Raw genomic sequence first — 17,134 nt, forward strand, 5'->3', positions numbered from 1 at the left:
TAGGGGGTTCCTACCTGCCGCCGGAGACCTCGATGACCAAGCCCCCCCTCTATTATATCGACAGCAGCTTCGCGGTGCCCCGCCTGACCGACGGGCTGAAGGCGACCTATGATCTGCGGCCCGAGCCCGGCCCCGGCATCCGCGCGGTCGCGACGCATGGCAGCACGGGGATCGACGCCGCAACGATGGCGAAGCTGCCCGATCTGGAAATGATCGCGGTGAGCGCGGTCGGGGTCGACAAGGTCGATCTGGCCGAAGCGAAGCGGCGCGGCATCCATGTGACCAACACGCCCGACGTGCTGACCGACGACGTCGCCGACCTTGCGATCGGGCTGATGATCGCGCTCTACCGCAACATCCCGCGCGACGACGCGCTGGTGCGCAGCGGCCGCTGGGCGAGCGAGGGCATGCCCACGCTGTCGCGCCGGCTGACCGGGCAGCGGATCGGCATTTTGGGGCTCGGCCGGATCGGGCAGGCGATCGCCAAACGCGCCGCGCCCTTCGCGGGCGAGATCGCCTATCACTCGCGCCATCCCGTTGCCGACGTGTCGTGGCGCTACGCCGAGAGCGCGATGGTGCTCGCCGCCTCGGTCGACATCCTGATCGTCGCGACGCCCGGCGGCCCCGCGACCGACAAACTGGTCGACGCCACCGTGATCGACGCGCTGGGGCCGAACGGTTCGCTGATCAACATCGCACGCGGATCGGTGGTCGACGAGGATGCGCTGGTCGCGGCGCTCGTCGAAGGCCGCCTCGGCGGCGCGGGCCTCGACGTGTTCGCGCACGAACCGCATGTGCCCGCGGCGTTGCTGCCGCTCCCCAATGTCGTCCTGCTCCCGCATCAGGGCAGCGCGACCGTAGAGACGCGCGACGCGATGGCGCAACTCGTCCTCGATAATCTTGCGGCCTTCTTCGCAGGACAGCCGCTGCTGACGCCGCTCTGACGTCTCACTTCGCGGCCTTGCGCAATGCTAGGCGCACCAGCGCGTCGAGCGTTGCGTCAGGCCCCAGATCCTCGACCGCAGCCCCCACCGCCGCACTCGCTTCGGCGGGGCGGAAGCCGAGGTTGGCGAGGGCGGACATGGCATCCTCGGCAGCACCGCCCTTCGGCGCGGGGACGCCGCTGGCAGGTCCGATCGCGACGCCCCCCATCTTGTCCTTGAGTTCGTTGACGATGCGCATCGCGAGCTTCGGGCCGACCCCGTTGGCGCGCGCGACCATCGCCTTGTCGCCACTGGCGATAGCACGCGACAATTCGCCCGCGTCGAGGACGGTCAGGATCGACAGCGCGACGCGTCCGCCCACGCCCTGCACGCTCGTCAACAGGCGGAAGGCATCGCGCTCGGAAGCCGATCCGAAACCGAACAGGGTGATCGCATCCTCGCGCACCTGCATCTCGGTGAGCAACAGCACCTCGCCACCGATCTCCCCCACCGCCGACAAGGTCCGGCCCGAGACGAGCGCGAGATAGCCGACGCCCTGCACGTCGAGCACCAGATGATCGGCCGCGACTTCGGCCAGCAGCCCCTTCAACCGCGCGATCATGCGTAGGCTCTCCGTGCCAGCGACTTCGCGCTCGCCAGATGGTGCGCGTGGGTGATCGCGACCGCGAGTGCATCGGCCGCATCGGGGCCGGCAAGCTTCACGCCGGGCAGCAGATGCTGGACCATCGCCTGGATCTGGCGCTTCTCCGCACCGCCGGTGCCGACGACCGCCTTCTTGACGACCGACGGATGATATTCGCCCACGGCAAGCCCCGATCGCGACGCCGCGAGCAACACCACGCCACGCGCCTGACCGAGCTTCAGCGTCGATTGCGGGTTGGAGTTGCCCAGCACCTCCTCTGCCGCCGCGCTCTCGGCGCGATGCGTGCGGATCACCTCGAACAAGGCATCGTGGAGCAGCGCCAGCCGGCGTGCGAGTTCCATCGACGGTTCGGTCTTGATCTGGCCGTTGGCGACGTGGCTCAGCCGATTGCCCTCCGCCGCGATCACGCCCCAGCCGGTGGTGCCGAGGCCCGGATCAAGCCCGATCAGGATCATGCTTATGCGGCCCCATGTTCATCACATGTTCCGTTTCGCGTATTGCGGAAGGTTTGTGAAGCGAAAACATCCCTCGTCATTGCGAGGAGCCGAAAGCGACGAAGCAATCCACTCCGGCATTGGAGTGGATTGCTTCGCTACGCTCGCAATGACGAGGTGGGGAGGTGAGCGGTTTAGCCGCCCAGCTTTTCCATCACGTCTTCGGGCACGTCGTAATTGCCCCAGACGGTCTGGACATCGTCATCGTCGTCGAGCGCGTCGATCAGCTTGAGGAGCTTGGCAGCATCCTCCTCGCCCACCGTGACCATCGTCTGCGGGCGCCAGGCGAGCTTCGCGCCTTCGGGTTCGCCCAGCACGGGTTCGAGCGCCTTCGACACTTCGTGGATCGCGTCGATCGCGGTCCAGATCTCGTGGCCGTCCTCGGTCGAGGTCACGTCCTCGGCGCCCGCTTCGAGTGCCGCTTCGAACACCTTGTCAGCATCGCCGGCGCTGGCCGGATAGTTGATCAGGCCGAGCCGATCGAAGGCGTGGCTCACCGAACCGCCCGCGCCCAGATTACCGCCATTCTTCGAAACGGCGGTGCGGACGTTGGTGGCGGTGCGGTTGCGATTGTCGGTCAGCGTCTCGATGATCAGCGACACGCTGCCGGGGCCGAAGCCTTCGTAGCGAACCTCTTCATAATTGGCGCCGTCATTGGCCGAAGCCTTGTTGATCGAGCGTTCGATGTTGTCTTTTGGCAGGCCTTCCTTGCGCGCGGTGATCACGGCGGAACGCAGGCGCGCGTTCATCGCCGGATCGGGAAGGCCCATCTTGGCCGCGACGGTGATTTCGCGGCTGAGCTTGGAAAAGAGCGTCGCGCGCTTCTTATCCTGCGCACCCTTGCGGTGCATGATGTTCTTGAACTTGCTATGACCGGCCATTGCCGCGCCCTCATCTTGATCTGTCGTGAAGTGGCCGGCTCTCTAGCGTCCGCCAAGGGGGCGGCGCAAGTCAGTCGACGAACAGTAGCGCCGGGGTTTCGAGAAGTCGCTTCAATGCCTGCACGAAACTGGCCGCGTCCCAGCCGTCGACGACGCGGTGATCGCAGCTGATCGACAGGTTCATCAGCTTGGCCGCAACCACCTGCCCATCGCGGAAGACGGGGCGTTCGACGATCCGGTTCGGGCCGATGATCGCGACTTCGGGCCGGTTGATCACCGGTGTGGTCGCGATGCCACCGAGCGGCCCGAGCGACGTGATCGTGAGCGTCGATCCCGAAAGCTCCTCCGACTTCGCCTTGCCCGTGCGTGCGGCGTCGGCAAGGCGGGTGATCTCGGATGCGAGCTGCCAGACGTTGCGATCCTGCGCGTCGCGGATGACGGGAACCATCAGCCCCGCATCGGTCTGCGCCGCCATCCCCAGATGCACCGCCCCGCTGCGCGTGACGATGCCGTTCTCATCATCGTAGCGCGCGTTGATCATCGGGAAATCCGGGATGGTCTTGCAGATCGCGACGATCAGCAGCGGCAGCAGGGTCAGCTTGGGCCGGTCCCCGCGCGTGTCGTTCAGGTCGCCGCGCAACGCCTCCAGCTTGGTGACGTCGATTTCCTCGACATAGGTGAAGTGCGGGATATGTCGCTTCGACGCGGCCATATTCTCGGCGATGCGGCGGCGCAGGCCGATCACCTTCACCTGTTCGTCGGCGCGCTTGCCGGTCGAGGGCGCGTAGCCGCGATTGTAGGTGATAAAGGCATCGAGATCGGCATGGCGGACATGATCGCCCGCGGATTTTACCGATGCGAGATCGATGCCGAGATCCTTGGCGCGGGCTCGGACGGCGGGAGAGGCAAGGACCTTTCGATCCTCCCCGGCACGGGGAGGGGGGCCGTCAGCCGCAGGCTGATGGTGAAGGGGGGCTTCAACAGGCGGCGCCTCCGGGGGCGAACTCCCTCCACCGGCTTCGCCGGTCCCCCTCCCCGTTCCGGGGGGGATCGATTCGACAACGGCGGCCGCCTCATTCGGCGCAACCTCGACGGTCGGCTCCGTCGCCGGCTCCGCGCCACCCTCCGTCTCGAACGTGGCGAGGATCGATCCGATCGCGACCATCTCACCGACTTCACCCGCAAGCGCGACAATCCGGCCGGAAACCGGCGCGGTCATTTCGACGGTCGCCTTGTCGGTCATCAGATCGGCGAGGGGTTCATCCTCCTCGATCATGTCGCCGACCGCGACGTGCCAGGCGACGATTTCCGCCTCGGCGATGCCTTCGCCGATGTCCGGCAATTTGAAGCTGTAGCTGCCCATTTCGATCAATCCTGCATGACGCGCTTGAGCGCTTCGCCGAGGCGGACGGGGCCGGGGAAATAGGCCCATTCGAGACTGTGCGGATAGGGCGTGTCCCAACCGGTCACGCGCTGCACCGGCGCCTCGAGATGATGGAAGCAATGTTCCTGGACAAGCGCGGACAGCTCGGCGCCGAACCCGCTGGTCTTGGTCGCTTCGTGAACGACCACGCAGCGCCCGGTCTTCTTCACCGACGCCACGATCGTTTCCAGATCGAGCGGAACAAGGGTGCGCAGATCGATGATCTCGGCATCGATGCCGGCATCGGCGACGACGCTCTGCGCGACATGAACCATCGTGCCATAGGCCAGGATCGTGACGTCATCACCCGGCCGCACGATCCGCGCCTTGCCCAGTTCGACGCGATAATAGCCTTCGGGCACCGCGCTTTCGGCGAACTTGGCCCATGGTTGGACCGGGCGATCATAATGGCCGTCGAACGGGCCGTTATAGATGCGCTTGGGTTCGAAGAAGATCACCGGATCATTGTCCTCGATCGCGGCGATCAGCAGGCCCTTGGCGTCATAGGGGTTGGACGGGATCACCGTCTTGAGGCCCGCGACATGGGTGAAGATGCCTTCGGGCGACTGGCTGTGCGTCTGCCCGCCGAAGATGCCGCCACCGAAGGGTGTCCGCACCGTGATCGGCGCGGTATATTCGCCCGCCGACCGATAGCGCAGCCGCGCCGCTTCGGACACGAGCTGATCGAGCGCGGGATAGATATAGTCGGCGAACTGGATTTCGGGCACCGGACGCAGGCCATAGGTCGCCATGCCCACCGCGACGCCGATGATGCCGCATTCGGTGATCGGCGTGTCGAACACGCGGGTCTTGCCATATTTGGCCTGAAGCCCCTCGGTCGCCTTGAACACGCCGCCGAAGAAGCCGACATCCTCGCCCAGCACGACGATCTCGTCATCGCGGCCCATGCAGATGTCGATGGCCGAATTGATCGCCTGGATCATGTTCATGGTGCGGGTTTCGTCGCTCATATCCCCGCCGCCTTGCGCTCGTCGCGCATCTGCTGGCTCTGTTCCTTGAGGTGCCAGGGCATCTCTTCGAACACGTCCTCGAACATCGAATCGAACGGCTGCTTGAGGCCGTCGTGGAGCGTGCCGAGCGCCTCGGATTCGCGCTGCGCCGCCTTGCACAGTTCGGCGACTTCGCGGTCCATCGCGGCGTGGCGCTCCTCGTCCCAGATGCCGAGCGCGATGACGTGCTGCTTCAGCCGCGCGATCGGATCGCCGAGTGGCCAGTTGGTGCTTTCCTCGGCCGATCGATATTTGGTCGGGTCGTCCGAAGTCGAATGGCCTTCGGCGCGATAGGTGAAATGTTCGATCAGGGTCGGGCCGTGATTGCCGCGCGCGCGATCGGCCGCCCATTGGGTCGCCGCATAGACCGCGAGCGCATCGTTACCATCGACGCGCAGCCCGGCGATGCCATAGCCCACCGCGCGCGCCGCGAAGGTCGTCGCCTCGGCGCCCGCAAAGCCCGAAAAGGACGAGATCGCCCACTGGTTGTTGATCACGTTGAGGATCACCGGCGCGCGATAGACGGCGGCGAAAGTGAGTGCCGAATGGAAGTCGCCCTCCGCCGTCGATCCCTCGCCACACCAGACCGCTGAGATGCGCGTGTCGCCGCGCGCCGCACTGGCCATCGCCCAGCCGACCGCCTGCGGATATTGGGTGGCGAGATTGCCCGAGATCGAGAAGAAATTGGCCTGCCGCGCCGAATACATGATCGGCATCTGGCGGCCCTTCAGCCGATCGCCCTTGTTCGAAAAGACCTGGTTCATCATGTCGACCAGCGGCCATTCGCGCGCGATCAATATGCCCTGCTGGCGATAGCTGGGGAAACACATGTCGTCATAGTCGAGCGCGTGGGTGGCGGCGATCGAGGTCGCCTCCTCGCCGGTGCACTTCATGTAAAAGCTGGTCTTGCCCTGCCGCTGCGCGCGATAGAGCCGCTCGTCATAGGCGCGGACCAGTGCCATGTGGCGGAGCATCTTGAGCAGGGTTTCGGGCGCTAAACGCGGATCCCACGGCCCCTGCGCATTCCCCTGATCGTCGAGGACGCGGACCATCGCATAGCTATGGTCGCGCATCTCGGCGGGGGCGGTGCCGATCTCCGGCCGCGCGACGGCGCCCGCCACCGGCATGTCGAAATCGGCGAAGTCGACCGCGTCGCCGGGGCGAAAGCGCGGTTCGGGCACATGGAGCGATAGCGGCGGCAGATTGCGCCCGGTCATCCAGCGTTCCTCTCTCATGACGGCTTCAGCCGCCTTTGCGAAAGTTATATGCCCCCGATATTAAATTACAAAGCGCTGCGAGGGGTCAGGCATCAATTCGCCCGATCCTTGCCAACGCCGTGACGCCCGCGAAATATCCGTGCGGAATCGACGTCCCGAGCGAAATCAGTCGCCGATCGGCAGGCAGGCGACGGCCGCCAGCCCCCCGCCGTCGCGATTCTTGAGCGCAAGGCTGCCCCCATGTTCCTGCGCGATCGCACGCGCGATCGACAAGCCCAGCCCGATGCCGCCAGTGGTCCGGTTGCGCGAGGGATCGCCGCGCTCGAACGGCTTGAACATCCGCTCGATCGAATCGGGCGGCAGGCCGGGACCGCGATCGGACACGCGCAGTTCGGCCATATGTCCGACGCGCGCAAGCGTGATTTCGACCGCCCCGCCGTAGTTCACGCCATTGTCGACGAGGTTCTGGAGCATCCGGCGCAACGCCATCGGATCGCCCTGCACCGTGATCGGCGCGATCGCCCCGGCCGTCACCGGCCGTTGCTGCTCCGCCTCGGTCGCGGCGATGTCGGCGATCAGCGCGTCGAGCGACACCGGACCCATCGGCCCCGACCGCCCCGTGTCGCGTACGAAGGAGATGGTCGCCGCGATCATCGCGCGCATCTGTTCGATATCGCCCTGCACCTTCTGCCGCATGTCGTCGGGTGCGCCTTCGATGCGGAAGGCGATCCGGGCGAGCGGGGTGCGCAGATCGTGCGCGATCGCCCCGATCATGTTGGTGCGTTCGGTCAAATAGGTGCCCAGCCGGTCCTGCATCCGGTTAAGCGCGTGCGCCGTGGTGCGGATTTCGGCGGGGCCTTCCTCGGCGATCGGTGGCGCCTGCGGGTTGGCGCCCATCCGGTCGGCGCCCTCGGCGATGCGGCGTATCGGCCGGGCGAGCACGCGCGCGAAAGCCCAGGCGAATGGCGCGAGCACCAGCGCGGAGATCGCGAACAATTGCAGCATCTGCCGCTGCCAGCGCGGCAGGAAGGGGCGCGGCGGGGTGCGAACCACGCGCCAGCCGTCGGCGGTGCGTACGCCCGCCACCACCGTGTCGAAGAAGATCGGTTCGCCGCGGCGGATCAACACGTTGCGCTCGCGCGCCCACGGCATGTTGCTGCGCTGATCGGCCTCGAAGAACAGGCGTACATCGCCGTCGCCGACGTCGAGCATCGATGCCAGCCGATCGGTGAAGACGTCGTCGGACACCATGTCCGGATCGGGCTTCGGCTCGTCGGGGATGGTCGCGACACTCAGGGCGCGCTCGCGAACCGCATTGCCGCGCTCCTGCCGTTGCTGGCGTTCCTGACGGTCCTCGCGCTGGCGCATGATGTCGCGCGGCTCGCCCAGCGGGCCGATCTGCGGCATCCGCACCGGCCGGCGATCCAGCCGCCGCCCCGCCAGCGTCTCGGCGATGTCGGACAGGCGGTTGAAATCGGGGCGCGGCGGCGGCGAATAGAGAAACAGAGCGATCGACACGCCCTGCACCACCGCCACCGCAGCAACCAGCAGCAGCAGGGTCTGCCAGAAGATCGGCAGCCGGGCGATCGCCTTCATCATTCGCCCTCGACCTTCAGGGTGAACATATAACCTTCGTTGCGCACGGTGCGGATCGGATCGTCGGGGCCGAGCTTCTTGCGCAGCCGGCTGATCGTCACGTCGATCGCGCGATCATAGACGTCGCTGTCGAGCCCCTTGCCCGCTTCGATGATCTGATCGCGGGTCAGCACGCGCTGCGGCCGATCGAGGAAGGCGACGAGGACGCGGAATTCGGCATCGGTCAGCGGCGCGGGCGCAGTGCCCGCACGGCGCACCTCGCGCTGGACGACGTCGAGCGCCCACGCGCCGAACCGGCGCTGCTGCCCGCTGCCATTGGCGGCCCCGGCCTCCTCCGCCTTGCGGCGCAGTACCGCACGGATGCGGGCGAGCAGTTCGCGCGGATTGCACGGCTTGGGCAAATAATCGTCGGCACCGACTTCGAGCCCGATGATCCGATCGGTATCCTCGCCCATCGCGGACAGCATGATGATGGCTGGGCCGCCTGGCTTTCGGATACGACGGAGCACCGACAGCCCGTCCTCGCCCGGCATCATCAAGTCGAGCACGATCAGGTCGGGCCGCTTCGCCGCGATCGCCGCATCCATCGCCACCGCATCTTCCGCGCTTTCGACCGACAGGCCGTTCTGGCGCAGGAAATCGGTGATCAAAGTGCGCAGATCATTGTCGTCGTCGACGACCAGGATGTTGGACTGGGCATTGGGCGGGTTCACGGGCTGGGCTCCTTGCGTTTCTGCGGCGCCCTGCCCGACGCCTTCTCCTTGAGCTTTTCGATGCAACGCCGGTTCGCCTCGATCTGCGCGGGGGTGCGCGGCAGGGTGGCGAGGGTCAGCATCTTGGTGAGATTGGGGTCGAGTTCGCGGAAACGATCGGCCGCCATCCGGCGAAACTCGTCGCGGTCGATCGCGCGGTTGAGATCGGCATCGGCGCCCGCGACCGGATTGGGGACGTTGACGAAGGCGTAGCGCCCCGCCCCCATCGGCCCGTCATAGCCGCCGTCGCCCTTGGCGCGCCGTTTCGCCCGCTCACGCGCCTCGCGCACCGCTTCGGCGCTCGGCCGTTCGGCGGGGGGCGCTCCCGCTTGCCGTGCCCGATACAGCTTCACTTCGGGCGCGACATTCTCCTCATAGTCGCTGATTTCATCGGGCAGCAGCTCGCCATTGTGATCCTTGTCGAGCGTCGCAAAGAAGCGATCGGCGTCGAGGATCAGCTCGCTCTGGGTCAGCTGCCCGTCATGGTTGCGATCGGCGCCGTCGAACCAGCGCGTCACCGGATCGCCGCCATCGGGCTGGGGGCGGAAGGGTTCGCCGACGGGCGACATGAACAACTGCGTCGGGATCGGGCCGGGGCAGACGGCAGGATCGGCCTTCTTCGCCACAGCGGCGGTCGAAAGCGCTGCGGCCAGCAAAGCGAGCGCGATCCTCATTCGTGCCGCAGCGCTTCGATGGGGTTGAGCGAGGCCGCACGCTTGGCGGGGAAATAGCCGAAGACCACGCCGATCGCCGCCGAGAAGAAGAAGGCGAGCAGGTTGATCTGCGGATCGAAGATGAAGGGCACTTTCAGCACCGGCGCGAGCGCCAGCGTCGACAGCAGAGCGAGGACGAGGCCCATCAGCCCGCCGAGCGACGACAGCACCACGGCTTCGACCAGGAACTGCATCAGCACCTCCTTGCCCACCGCGCCGATCGCGAGGCGGATGCCGATCTCGCGCGTCCGCTCGGTCACCGACACCAGCATGATGTTCATGATGCCGATCCCGCCGACCAGCAGGCTGACCGCCGCCACAGCGCCCAGCAGCGCGGTCAGGATCTGGGTGGTGCCCGACAGGGTGTCCGAAATCTGTTTGGTATCGAAGATGTTGAAGTCATCCTCGGCCTCGGCCGTCAGGTGCCGCCGCTCACGCAGCAATTCCTTGAGCGCTGACTGCACCTTCTGGCTGTCATAGGCTTCGTCGACCGAGACCAGGATCGCGCGCACGTCACGATTGCCCGTCATCCGGCGCTGGACCGCCTTGTACGGCATGATCACGACATCGTCCTGATCATTGCCGAAACCGCCCTGCCCCTTGGCCGCGAGCGTACCGATCACCTCGCAGCTGATATTCTTGATGCGGAAGCGCTGGCCCACCGCGTCGACGCCGCGGAACAGCCGGCTGTTGACCGTATTGCCGATCACGCACACCGCCTTGCCCGCCTGCTCCTCGGCTTCGGAAAAGATGCGCCCCTCGGTGATCGTCCAGGGCTGCGCGATGAAATACTCGCGATTGGTGCCGTTGATCGTCGTCGACCAGTTGGCGGCATTATAGACCGCCGCCCCGGTCGACTGGACCTGCGGCGCGACCGCAGTCACACCGACGATCTGTTCGCGGATCGCATCAAGATCCTCGATCTTGAAATCGGGCGGCTGCGGCCCGCCGCCGCCACGCCCGAAGCCCTGGCCGGGCCGGATCTGGAGCACGTTGGCACCCAGGCTGGAGATTTGCGTCTTCACCGCCTGGGTCGCGCCATTGCCCAGCGTCACCATCGTCACGACCGCCCAGACGCCGATGACGATGCCGAGGATCGTCAGGAAGGATCGCAGCAGGTGCCGCCTGATCTCGCGGATCGCGAGGAGGAGCGTGGTCGCCCACATCAGGCAGTCGCTCCTGCGCCTGCGCGATCGCCCGAACCTTGGTCGATCCGTTCGACGAGGCCATCCTTGAAGTGGATGATCGTGCGCGCAAACGCCGCCATGTCGGGTTCGTGGGTGACCATCAGGACGGTGATCCCGCTGTTGCGGTTGAGATCGGTCAGCAGCTCCATGATCTCGATCGAGCGCGCCGAATCGAGATTGCCGGTCGGCTCGTCCGCCAACAACACGTCGGGATGGGTGACGATCGCGCGCGCGATCGCAACGCGCTGCTGCTGGCCGCCCGAAAGCTCGGCCGGGGTGTGATCCCACCAGTCGGCGAGACCAACCTTGTCGAGCGCGGCCATGCCGAGTTCGTGCCGCTTGGCCTTGTCCTCGCCGCGATAGACCAGCGGCAGTTCGACATTTTCCAGCGCGGTGGTGCGCGCGAGCAGGTTGAACCCCTGAAACACGAAGCCGAGATAGCGGCGCCGCAGCAACGCGCGTTGATCGCGATCGAGCGTTTCGACGGCGTGCCCCTTGAACCGGAACTGGCCCGAGGTCGGCACATCGAGACAGCCCAATATGTTCATCGTCGTCGACTTGCCGGAACCCGACGGGCCCATGACGGCGACGAAATCGCCGCGCGCGATATCCAGATCGACGCCCTTGAGCGCCTGAAAGGCGGTCGCGCCTTCACCGAAGGTCTTGGTGACGCCGCGAAGCTGGATCAGCGCGTCGGACGCGCCGGGTTCATTGGGCATTGCGCCGCTGCCCGCCGCCGGAGCCCGACCCACCACCCGACTGGCCGCTCGCATATTGGCCGATGACGACCTGATCGCCTTCTTTCAGCTCGCCACCGACGATCTCGACCAGGCTGCCATTGCTCTCGCCAACCGTCACTTCGACCGGCTTCGGCTTGCCGCCCGAACCCACGATATAGACGGTCTGCTTGCTGCCGCGCCCGATCACGGCCTCACGGCCCGCACCACCGCCGCCACGCCGCGGGCGCGGCGGGGCGATCACGCTGGTGATGCCCCCACCCTGATTGGCGCTGGCACCATTGCTGGGCGTGAAGCGCAAGGCCGCCGTCGGCAGCAGCAGCACATTCTTGCGCTCCGACGTGACGATGTCCGCGGTCGCGGTCATGCCCGGACGCAGCACGCCCTGCTTGTTCGCGACGGTGAGCCGCGCCGTATAGGCGACGACGCCGCTCGTCGTGGCGGCCGTCGTCGAACTGCTCGACGATGACGACGCGCTCGCCGCATTCGCGCCGACATCGACCCGTTCGATCGACGCGGGAAAGGTACGGCCCGGGAAGGCATCGACCGTGAATGTCGCGCGCTGGCCCTTGGCCACCTGCCCGACATCGGCCTCGTCCACCTTCACCTCGAGCCGCATCTGATGGAGATCCTCGGCGATGGTGAACAGCACCGGCGCATTGAACGAGGCGGCGACGGTCTGCCCCGGCTCGATCGATCGCGACAGGACCTGCCCGTTGACGGGCGACTTGATCGAGACGCGGCTCAGGTTGAATTCGGCGGTCGACAGTGTGGCCTTGGCCTGTTCGACCGACGCCCTGGCGGTCGCCACGCCCGCCTCGCCGCGGGCCACATCGGCGCGGGCGGTGTCAAGTTCGGTGCCCGACGGCACCTTGCCGCCCGACAATTTATAGACCTGCTCCATCCGGCGCAAAGTCGCGCGCGACTGAAGCAACGTCGCCTCTGCCTGCTGCACGCTCGCTTCGGCGGATGCGACGCCCGCGCGACCCTGATTCACGGTATCCTGAAAACGCTGCGGATCGATCTTGGCGATCAGCTGCCCCTTCTTCACCCGGTCATTGTTGTCGACATAGACCTCGGTCACCGTGCCTGACTGTTCGGAGCCGACATCGACCTGATTGGTCGGCGCGAGATTGCCAGTGGCGGAGACGATGACGGTCAAGTCGCCACGCTCCACCGCGCGGGTCGCATAGGCCGTGTCGTTGCCGCTGCCGGTGAACAGCCGCCAAACGATCAGCAGGCCGACGACCGCCGCCAGCCCGATCGCGCCACGCCGGATCCACAGCGCGCGCTCGGACTTGGGCTCGACACCCAGAAAGGCGTCGAGATCGTCGCTGTGCGGATCGCTGGTCGGTTGGTCCATCATGGCCTCGTCTTGGAATTGGTGCCGCCCTCATAGGGGCCGGCCGCAGGCGTCGGCGCGGATTCCCATCCGCCGCCAAGCGCCTTGTAAAGCTGGATCGTCGCGGTAGCGCGCGCTGCGCGTGCCTGCGCCTCGCTGTCCTGGCTCGACAGCCGGGTGCGCTGCGCGTCGAGCAGCGCCTGAAAATCGATCAGTCCGGCGCGATATTGATCCTGCGCATAGATCAGCGCGTTCGCCGCCGCCTCCGCCCCGATCGATACGTCACGCACGCTGCGCTCGGCCGCCTCGCGCCCCTTGAGCGCATTTTCGACCTCTTCGAGCGCCACGAGCACGGTCGAGCGATAGCTGGCGAGCGCCGCATCCGCAGAGGCACGCTGCCCCCTGATCGCCGCGCGAATCTGTCCCCCCTGAAAAATCGGCGCGGTGATTCCGGCGAGCAACTGGCCAACGCCGTCGTCGATGACATTGCCGACCGACGTCGCGGATCCGCTGAACGATCCCGACAGGCGCAGCGCGGGATAAAGCTGCGCGGTCTGCACGCCGATCCGCGCGACTTGGGCGGCGAGGGTCCGTTCGGCCTGGCGAATGTCGGGGCGCCTCTGCACCACCATCGCCGGGATAGGCGCGCCCACCCCCGGCGCCAGCGGCAGCGAGGCGGGCGGATCGATCAGCGGCGTGATCGCCCCCGGGGCCTCCCCCAACAAGACCGCGATCCGGTTAACCGCGGTCAGATAGTCATTCTCGATCCCCGGCAGCGAGGCGGCGGTCTGCGATCGCAATTGCCGCGCCTGTTCGAAATCGAGGCTGCTGACCAGCCCCGCCTGCCGCCGCCAACCGACGATCTGGAGCGTATCGTCCTGCGCCGCCAGATTGTCGCGCGCGATCCGCAGGCGGATCTGGGCAAGGCGGGCGTTGACGTAATTGAGGCCGACTTCGGACGCGACGCCCGCCTGCGCAAAGGCCAGGTTCGCCGCCTGCGCCTGCGCATCGGCGCGCGCCGCTTCGACCGATCGGCGGATGCGGCCGAACACATCGGCTTCCCACGCCACGGTCGCGCTGCCGCGATAGATGGTCGTGTCGCCGCCACGCGACACCGTCTGCCCCGTCGTCGGATCGATGAAGGCCGAACTCTGATTGCCGACCGACCGATTGACAGACCCGCTTGCGTCGACCGTCGGCAGCAATTGCCCCTGCGTGCCCCGCAACGTCGCGCGCGCCTGCGCCAGCCGCGCGGCAGCCGAGGCGATATCGAGATTGGCGGTGAAGGCGCGATCGACCAGCCCGGTCAGTACCGGATCATCGAACTCGCGCCACCATTGAGCAAGATCGAGCGGTTCGGCATCCGCCTCGCTCGGGTCCGATGCCACGAAGGCGCGCGGCACCTTCAGTTCGGCATTGGCCCTGGGTTTGTAATCGGGTCCGACCGCGCACCCGGCGAGGAGCACCAGGGGCACCAGCCCCGGCAGCATCGCGCCGATCGCAAGTCTGTTCAGGCCGTGCCGCATCGTCACCGGTCTAGGGGGCTTTCCTGTCAGCAGATTTCACGCATGAAACATCTGTTCGCACCTGCACATAGGCCGCGAACCGCCCCGCCCGCAACCGTAACGGGCCTTTCCGCCCCCGCGCGCAGCCGCTATGCGGGCCGGATCATGGCGAACAAGCTTATCGAAATCTGCGACACGAAGCGCGATCACGTCACCGCCCGCAAGGCCGCGACCAGCCAGGGCGCGCTCGATGCCGCCGCAAAGGCACAATCGGCCCCGCGCGGTTTTCGCGCCGCACTCGATCGCAAGGCCGGCATCGGCCACGCGCTGATCGCCGAGATCAAGAGGGCGTCGCCCTCAAAAGGGCTGATTCGCGCCGATTTCGATCCGCCCGCGCATGCCCGCGCTTACGAAAGCGCCGGTGCAGCCTGCCTGTCGGTGCTGACCGACGTTCCCTATTTTCAGGGGCATGACGAATATCTGGTCGCCGCGCGCGAAGCGTGCACGCTGCCCTGCCTGCGCAAAGACTTCATGGTCGACCCGTGGCAGGTGGCCGAGGCGCGCGCACTGGGCGCGGACGCGATCCTGATCATCGTCGCGGCGCTCGAGGACAGCGCAATGGCCGAGATCGAGGCGGCGGCGATCGAATGGGGCATGGACGTCCTCGTCGAAGTCCACGACGCCGCCGAACTCGATCGCGCGCTCGCGCTCAAATCGCGACTGATCGGGGTCAACAATCGCGACCTGCGCGACTTCAGCGTCGATTTCGCGCGCACCTATGAACTGGTCGGCCGCGCCCCCGAAGGCTGCACCTTCGTCGCCGAGAGCGGGCTGGGATCGAAGGCCGATCTCGATGCGATGGCCGAGCATGGCGTGCGCTGTTTCCTGGTGGGCGAGGCGCTGATGCGCGAGGCCGATGTCGCGGCGGCCACCCGACGCCTGCTCCTCGGGGCATGACCGACAAGCTCACCCATATCGACGCCGAGGGCGCGGCGCGCATGGTCGACATTTCGGCCAAGGCGACCACGCAGCGCAGCGCCACCGCCGAAGGCCGCATCCTGATCGCGCCCGTCGCGCTCGCCGCGATTGCCGAAGGATCGGTCCAGAAGGGCGACGTCCTCGCCGTCGCGCGCATCGCCGGGATCATGGCGGCGAAGAAGACCGCCGAGCTGATCCCGCTCTGCCACCCGCTCCCGATCGCGGGCGTCACGCTCGACCTTGCAATCGAGGCCGACGGCATCCGCGCCACCGCAACCGTCGTCACCGCCTACACCACGGGCATCGAGATGGAGGCGATGACCGCCGTCTCGGTCGCGTTGCTCACAATCTACGACATGGCCAAGGCGATGGACAAAGGCATGCGGATCGAAGGGGTCCGCCTGCTCGCCAAGACCGGCGGCAAATCGGGCGACTGGCGCGCGGGATGACGGGGTTGCTGCCTGTTGCCGAAGCACAGGCGCGGATGCTCGCGCTCGCCGCCGTGTGTACGGTCGAGAGTGTTTCGCTGATCGACGCGGTGGGCCGTTACGCCGCCGAGGACGTTCGCGCCCGACGCACCCAGCCCGCACTGCCGCTGTCGGCCATGGACGGCTATGCGATCCGCTTCGCCGAGCGTCCCGGCCCGTGGACCGTGATCGGCGAGAGCGCGGCGGGCGGCGGGCTCGATCGCGCGCTGGGGACCGGCGAAGCGGCGCGCATCTTCACCGGCGCGCCCGTTCCGCAAGGTGCCGATGCAATCCTGATCCAGGAAGAGGCGAGCCGCGATGGCGACCGCCTGACCATGAGCGGAGAAGGCCCCAAGGCGATCGCCGAATTCATCCGCCCCGTCGGCGGCGACTTTGCCGAGGGCGAGACTCTGATCGCCGCCGGAGCATTGTTCAACCCGGCCGCGATCGCGCTGGCAGCATCGGGCGGCCACGCGACCCTTCCCGTCCGCCGTCGCCCGCGCGTCGCGATCCTGTCGACCGGGGACGAGCTGGTCCCGCCCGGCGAGCCGACGCCCGGATCCCTGCTCCCCGCATCGAACGGCCCGATGCTCGCGGGCCTGCTCGCACCGCTCGCCTGCTCCGTCACCGATCACGGCATCGTCCGCGACGATCTCGGCGCGATCGGGGCGGCCTTTGCGACGGCTGCGGGGAATTCCGACATCATCGTCACGACCGGCGGCGCGTCGGTCGGCGATCACGACCTCGTCCTCCCTGCGCTCCAAGCGGCGGGTGCGACGATCGATTTCTGGAAGGTCGCGATGAAGCCCGGCAAGCCGGTAATGATCGCGCGACTGGGCGACGCGATCGTCCTCGGACTTCCCGGCAATCCGGTGTCGGCCTTCGTCACCGCGACCTTGTTCCTCAAGCCCCTGATCGCGCACCTGCTCGGATCGAACAGCCCGCTGCCGCGCTGCGTCACCGGTATCCTCGCCGCCGGGCTGCCCGCGACAGGCGTGCGTGCCGAATATCCGCGCGCGCGCCTGGCCGATGGCCTCGTCCATCCCCTGATGGGGCAGGACAGCGCCGGCCTCTCCGCGTTGGCGGCCGCCGATCATCTGGTGGTCCGCCCGCCCCATGCGCCACCAGCCCTTGTGGGCGATGCGGTCGAGTTGCTTTCCCTCGCTTGACACGCCCGTAACGGTTGCCTAAATGTTCCGCGTTCGTTCTGGCGACGTGCCGGAACCGTCATGTGAGGGGCCGGCG

The 17,134-nt window shown here is 67.1% G+C and carries 17 protein-coding genes; 4 read left to right on the top strand and 13 right to left on the bottom strand.

What is annotated here, in order from left to right; all coding sequences use genetic code 11:
- The first annotated feature begins 32 nt into the window (after positions 1 to 32).
- Positions 33 to 944, top strand: a complete 912-nt coding sequence (locus FYJ91_RS14275; RefSeq protein WP_149522933.1) for a 2-hydroxyacid dehydrogenase — start codon at positions 33 to 35, stop codon at positions 942 to 944.
- A gap of 4 nt (positions 945 to 948) precedes the next feature.
- Here FYJ91_RS14275 and ruvA read toward each other — a convergent pair whose 3' ends face one another.
- The 13 genes from ruvA to FYJ91_RS14340 all read right to left on the bottom strand — a co-directional run bounded on the left by ruvA (position 949) and on the right by FYJ91_RS14340 (position 14,465).
- The gene (gene ruvA / locus FYJ91_RS14280; RefSeq protein WP_149522934.1) at positions 949 to 1,545 is read right to left on the bottom strand and encodes a Holliday junction branch migration protein RuvA; all 597 of its coding nucleotides are present in this window, start codon (positions 1,543 to 1,545) and stop codon (positions 949 to 951) included.
- Positions 1,542 to 2,042: a crossover junction endodeoxyribonuclease RuvC gene (gene ruvC / locus FYJ91_RS14285; RefSeq protein WP_149522935.1), complete on the bottom strand. Its 501-nt coding sequence runs from the start codon at positions 2,040 to 2,042 to the stop codon at positions 1,542 to 1,544. The genes ruvA and ruvC overlap by 4 nt, the downstream gene beginning before the upstream one ends.
- A 173-nt stretch (positions 2,043 to 2,215) precedes the next feature.
- On the bottom strand, positions 2,216 to 2,962 hold the full coding sequence (locus FYJ91_RS14290; RefSeq protein ID WP_149522936.1) for a YebC/PmpR family DNA-binding transcriptional regulator: 747 nt from the start codon (positions 2,960 to 2,962) through the stop codon (positions 2,216 to 2,218).
- Positions 2,963 to 3,032: 70 nt separating this feature from the next.
- Positions 3,033 to 4,325, bottom strand: coding sequence for a dihydrolipoamide acetyltransferase family protein (locus FYJ91_RS14295; protein ID WP_149522937.1), 1,293 nt, complete (start codon positions 4,323 to 4,325; stop codon positions 3,033 to 3,035).
- Positions 4,326 to 4,330: 5 nt separating this feature from the next.
- The gene (locus FYJ91_RS14300) at positions 4,331 to 5,335 is read right to left on the bottom strand and encodes an alpha-ketoacid dehydrogenase subunit beta (protein WP_149523375.1); all 1,005 of its coding nucleotides are present in this window, start codon (positions 5,333 to 5,335) and stop codon (positions 4,331 to 4,333) included.
- Between the two features lie 17 nt (positions 5,336 to 5,352).
- Positions 5,353 to 6,612, bottom strand: a complete 1,260-nt coding sequence (locus tag FYJ91_RS14305) for a 3-methyl-2-oxobutanoate dehydrogenase (2-methylpropanoyl-transferring) subunit alpha (protein ID WP_149522938.1) — start codon at positions 6,610 to 6,612, stop codon at positions 5,353 to 5,355.
- A 165-nt stretch (positions 6,613 to 6,777) separates the two neighbouring features.
- Positions 6,778 to 8,211: an ATP-binding protein gene (locus tag FYJ91_RS14310; RefSeq protein WP_149522939.1), complete on the bottom strand. Its 1,434-nt coding sequence runs from the start codon at positions 8,209 to 8,211 to the stop codon at positions 6,778 to 6,780.
- Complete coding sequence (locus tag FYJ91_RS14315) at positions 8,208 to 8,921, bottom strand: response regulator (protein ID WP_181008518.1); 714 nt, start codon at positions 8,919 to 8,921, stop codon at positions 8,208 to 8,210. Before FYJ91_RS14315 ends, FYJ91_RS14310 begins: the two co-directional genes overlap by 4 nt.
- The gene (locus tag FYJ91_RS14320; protein ID WP_181008519.1) at positions 8,918 to 9,634 is read right to left on the bottom strand and encodes an EF-hand domain-containing protein; all 717 of its coding nucleotides are present in this window, start codon (positions 9,632 to 9,634) and stop codon (positions 8,918 to 8,920) included. The genes FYJ91_RS14315 and FYJ91_RS14320 overlap by 4 nt, the downstream gene beginning before the upstream one ends.
- Complete coding sequence (locus tag FYJ91_RS14325) at positions 9,631 to 10,839, bottom strand: ABC transporter permease (protein WP_149522940.1); 1,209 nt, start codon at positions 10,837 to 10,839, stop codon at positions 9,631 to 9,633. The genes FYJ91_RS14320 and FYJ91_RS14325 overlap by 4 nt, the downstream gene beginning before the upstream one ends.
- On the bottom strand, positions 10,839 to 11,579 hold the full coding sequence (locus FYJ91_RS14330) for an ABC transporter ATP-binding protein (protein WP_149522941.1): 741 nt from the start codon (positions 11,577 to 11,579) through the stop codon (positions 10,839 to 10,841). Before FYJ91_RS14330 ends, FYJ91_RS14325 begins: the two co-directional genes overlap by 1 nt.
- The gene (locus FYJ91_RS14335) at positions 11,569 to 12,963 is read right to left on the bottom strand and encodes an efflux RND transporter periplasmic adaptor subunit (protein WP_149522942.1); all 1,395 of its coding nucleotides are present in this window, start codon (positions 12,961 to 12,963) and stop codon (positions 11,569 to 11,571) included. Before FYJ91_RS14335 ends, FYJ91_RS14330 begins: the two co-directional genes overlap by 11 nt.
- A complete protein-coding gene (locus FYJ91_RS14340) occupies positions 12,960 to 14,465 on the bottom strand; it encodes an efflux transporter outer membrane subunit (protein ID WP_149522943.1) in 1,506 nt (501 codons plus the stop codon). The genes FYJ91_RS14335 and FYJ91_RS14340 overlap by 4 nt, the downstream gene beginning before the upstream one ends.
- A 144-nt stretch (positions 14,466 to 14,609) precedes the next feature.
- Here FYJ91_RS14340 and trpC point away from each other — a divergent pair, with 144 nt between their 5' ends.
- Genes trpC through FYJ91_RS14355 form a run of 3 tightly spaced genes read left to right on the top strand, consistent with a single transcriptional unit; the run spans position 14,610 to position 17,058 of the window.
- On the top strand, positions 14,610 to 15,401 hold the full coding sequence (trpC, locus tag FYJ91_RS14345; protein ID WP_149523377.1) for an indole-3-glycerol phosphate synthase TrpC: 792 nt from the start codon (positions 14,610 to 14,612) through the stop codon (positions 15,399 to 15,401).
- A complete protein-coding gene (moaC, locus tag FYJ91_RS14350) occupies positions 15,398 to 15,871 on the top strand; it encodes a cyclic pyranopterin monophosphate synthase MoaC (protein WP_149522944.1) in 474 nt (157 codons plus the stop codon). The genes trpC and moaC overlap by 4 nt, the downstream gene beginning before the upstream one ends.
- Positions 15,868 to 17,058, top strand: a complete 1,191-nt coding sequence (locus FYJ91_RS14355; protein WP_149522945.1) for a molybdopterin molybdotransferase MoeA — start codon at positions 15,868 to 15,870, stop codon at positions 17,056 to 17,058. Before moaC ends, FYJ91_RS14355 begins: the two co-directional genes overlap by 4 nt.
- Positions 17,059 to 17,134: the final 76 nt, after the last annotated feature.

The organism is Sphingomonas montanisoli (assembly GCF_008274695.1).
Classification (GTDB): domain Bacteria; phylum Pseudomonadota; class Alphaproteobacteria; order Sphingomonadales; family Sphingomonadaceae; genus Rhizorhabdus; species Rhizorhabdus montanisoli.

What these genes read in the sequence shown, in the direction of transcription:
- FYJ91_RS14275 (WP_149522933.1), top strand. Translation starts at nt 33, where the DNA reads ATGACCAAGCCCCCCCTCTATTATATCGACAGCAGCTTCGCGGTGCCC.
- ruvA (WP_149522934.1), bottom strand. Translation starts at nt 1,545, where the DNA reads ATGATCGCGCGGTTGAAGGGGCTGCTGGCCGAAGTCGCGGCCGATCAT.
- ruvC (WP_149522935.1), bottom strand. Translation starts at nt 2,042, where the DNA reads ATGATCCTGATCGGGCTTGATCCGGGCCTCGGCACCACCGGCTGGGGC.
- FYJ91_RS14290 (WP_149522936.1), bottom strand. Translation starts at nt 2,962, where the DNA reads ATGGCCGGTCATAGCAAGTTCAAGAACATCATGCACCGCAAGGGTGCG.
- FYJ91_RS14295 (WP_149522937.1), bottom strand. Translation starts at nt 4,325, where the DNA reads ATGGGCAGCTACAGCTTCAAATTGCCGGACATCGGCGAAGGCATCGCC.
- FYJ91_RS14300 (WP_149523375.1), bottom strand. Translation starts at nt 5,335, where the DNA reads ATGAACATGATCCAGGCGATCAATTCGGCCATCGACATCTGCATGGGC.
- FYJ91_RS14305 (WP_149522938.1), bottom strand. Translation starts at nt 6,612, where the DNA reads ATGACCGGGCGCAATCTGCCGCCGCTATCGCTCCATGTGCCCGAACCG.
- FYJ91_RS14310 (WP_149522939.1), bottom strand. Translation starts at nt 8,211, where the DNA reads ATGATGAAGGCGATCGCCCGGCTGCCGATCTTCTGGCAGACCCTGCTG.
- FYJ91_RS14320 (WP_181008519.1), bottom strand. Translation starts at nt 9,634, where the DNA reads ATGAGGATCGCGCTCGCTTTGCTGGCCGCAGCGCTTTCGACCGCCGCT.
- FYJ91_RS14325 (WP_149522940.1), bottom strand. Translation starts at nt 10,839, where the DNA reads ATGTGGGCGACCACGCTCCTCCTCGCGATCCGCGAGATCAGGCGGCAC.
- FYJ91_RS14330 (WP_149522941.1), bottom strand. Translation starts at nt 11,579, where the DNA reads ATGCCCAATGAACCCGGCGCGTCCGACGCGCTGATCCAGCTTCGCGGC.
- FYJ91_RS14335 (WP_149522942.1), bottom strand. Translation starts at nt 12,963, where the DNA reads ATGATGGACCAACCGACCAGCGATCCGCACAGCGACGATCTCGACGCC.
- FYJ91_RS14340 (WP_149522943.1), bottom strand. Translation starts at nt 14,465, where the DNA reads ATGCGGCACGGCCTGAACAGACTTGCGATCGGCGCGATGCTGCCGGGG.
- trpC (WP_149523377.1), top strand. Translation starts at nt 14,610, where the DNA reads ATGGCGAACAAGCTTATCGAAATCTGCGACACGAAGCGCGATCACGTC.
- moaC (WP_149522944.1), top strand. Translation starts at nt 15,398, where the DNA reads ATGACCGACAAGCTCACCCATATCGACGCCGAGGGCGCGGCGCGCATG.
- FYJ91_RS14355 (WP_149522945.1), top strand. Translation starts at nt 15,868, where the DNA reads ATGACGGGGTTGCTGCCTGTTGCCGAAGCACAGGCGCGGATGCTCGCG.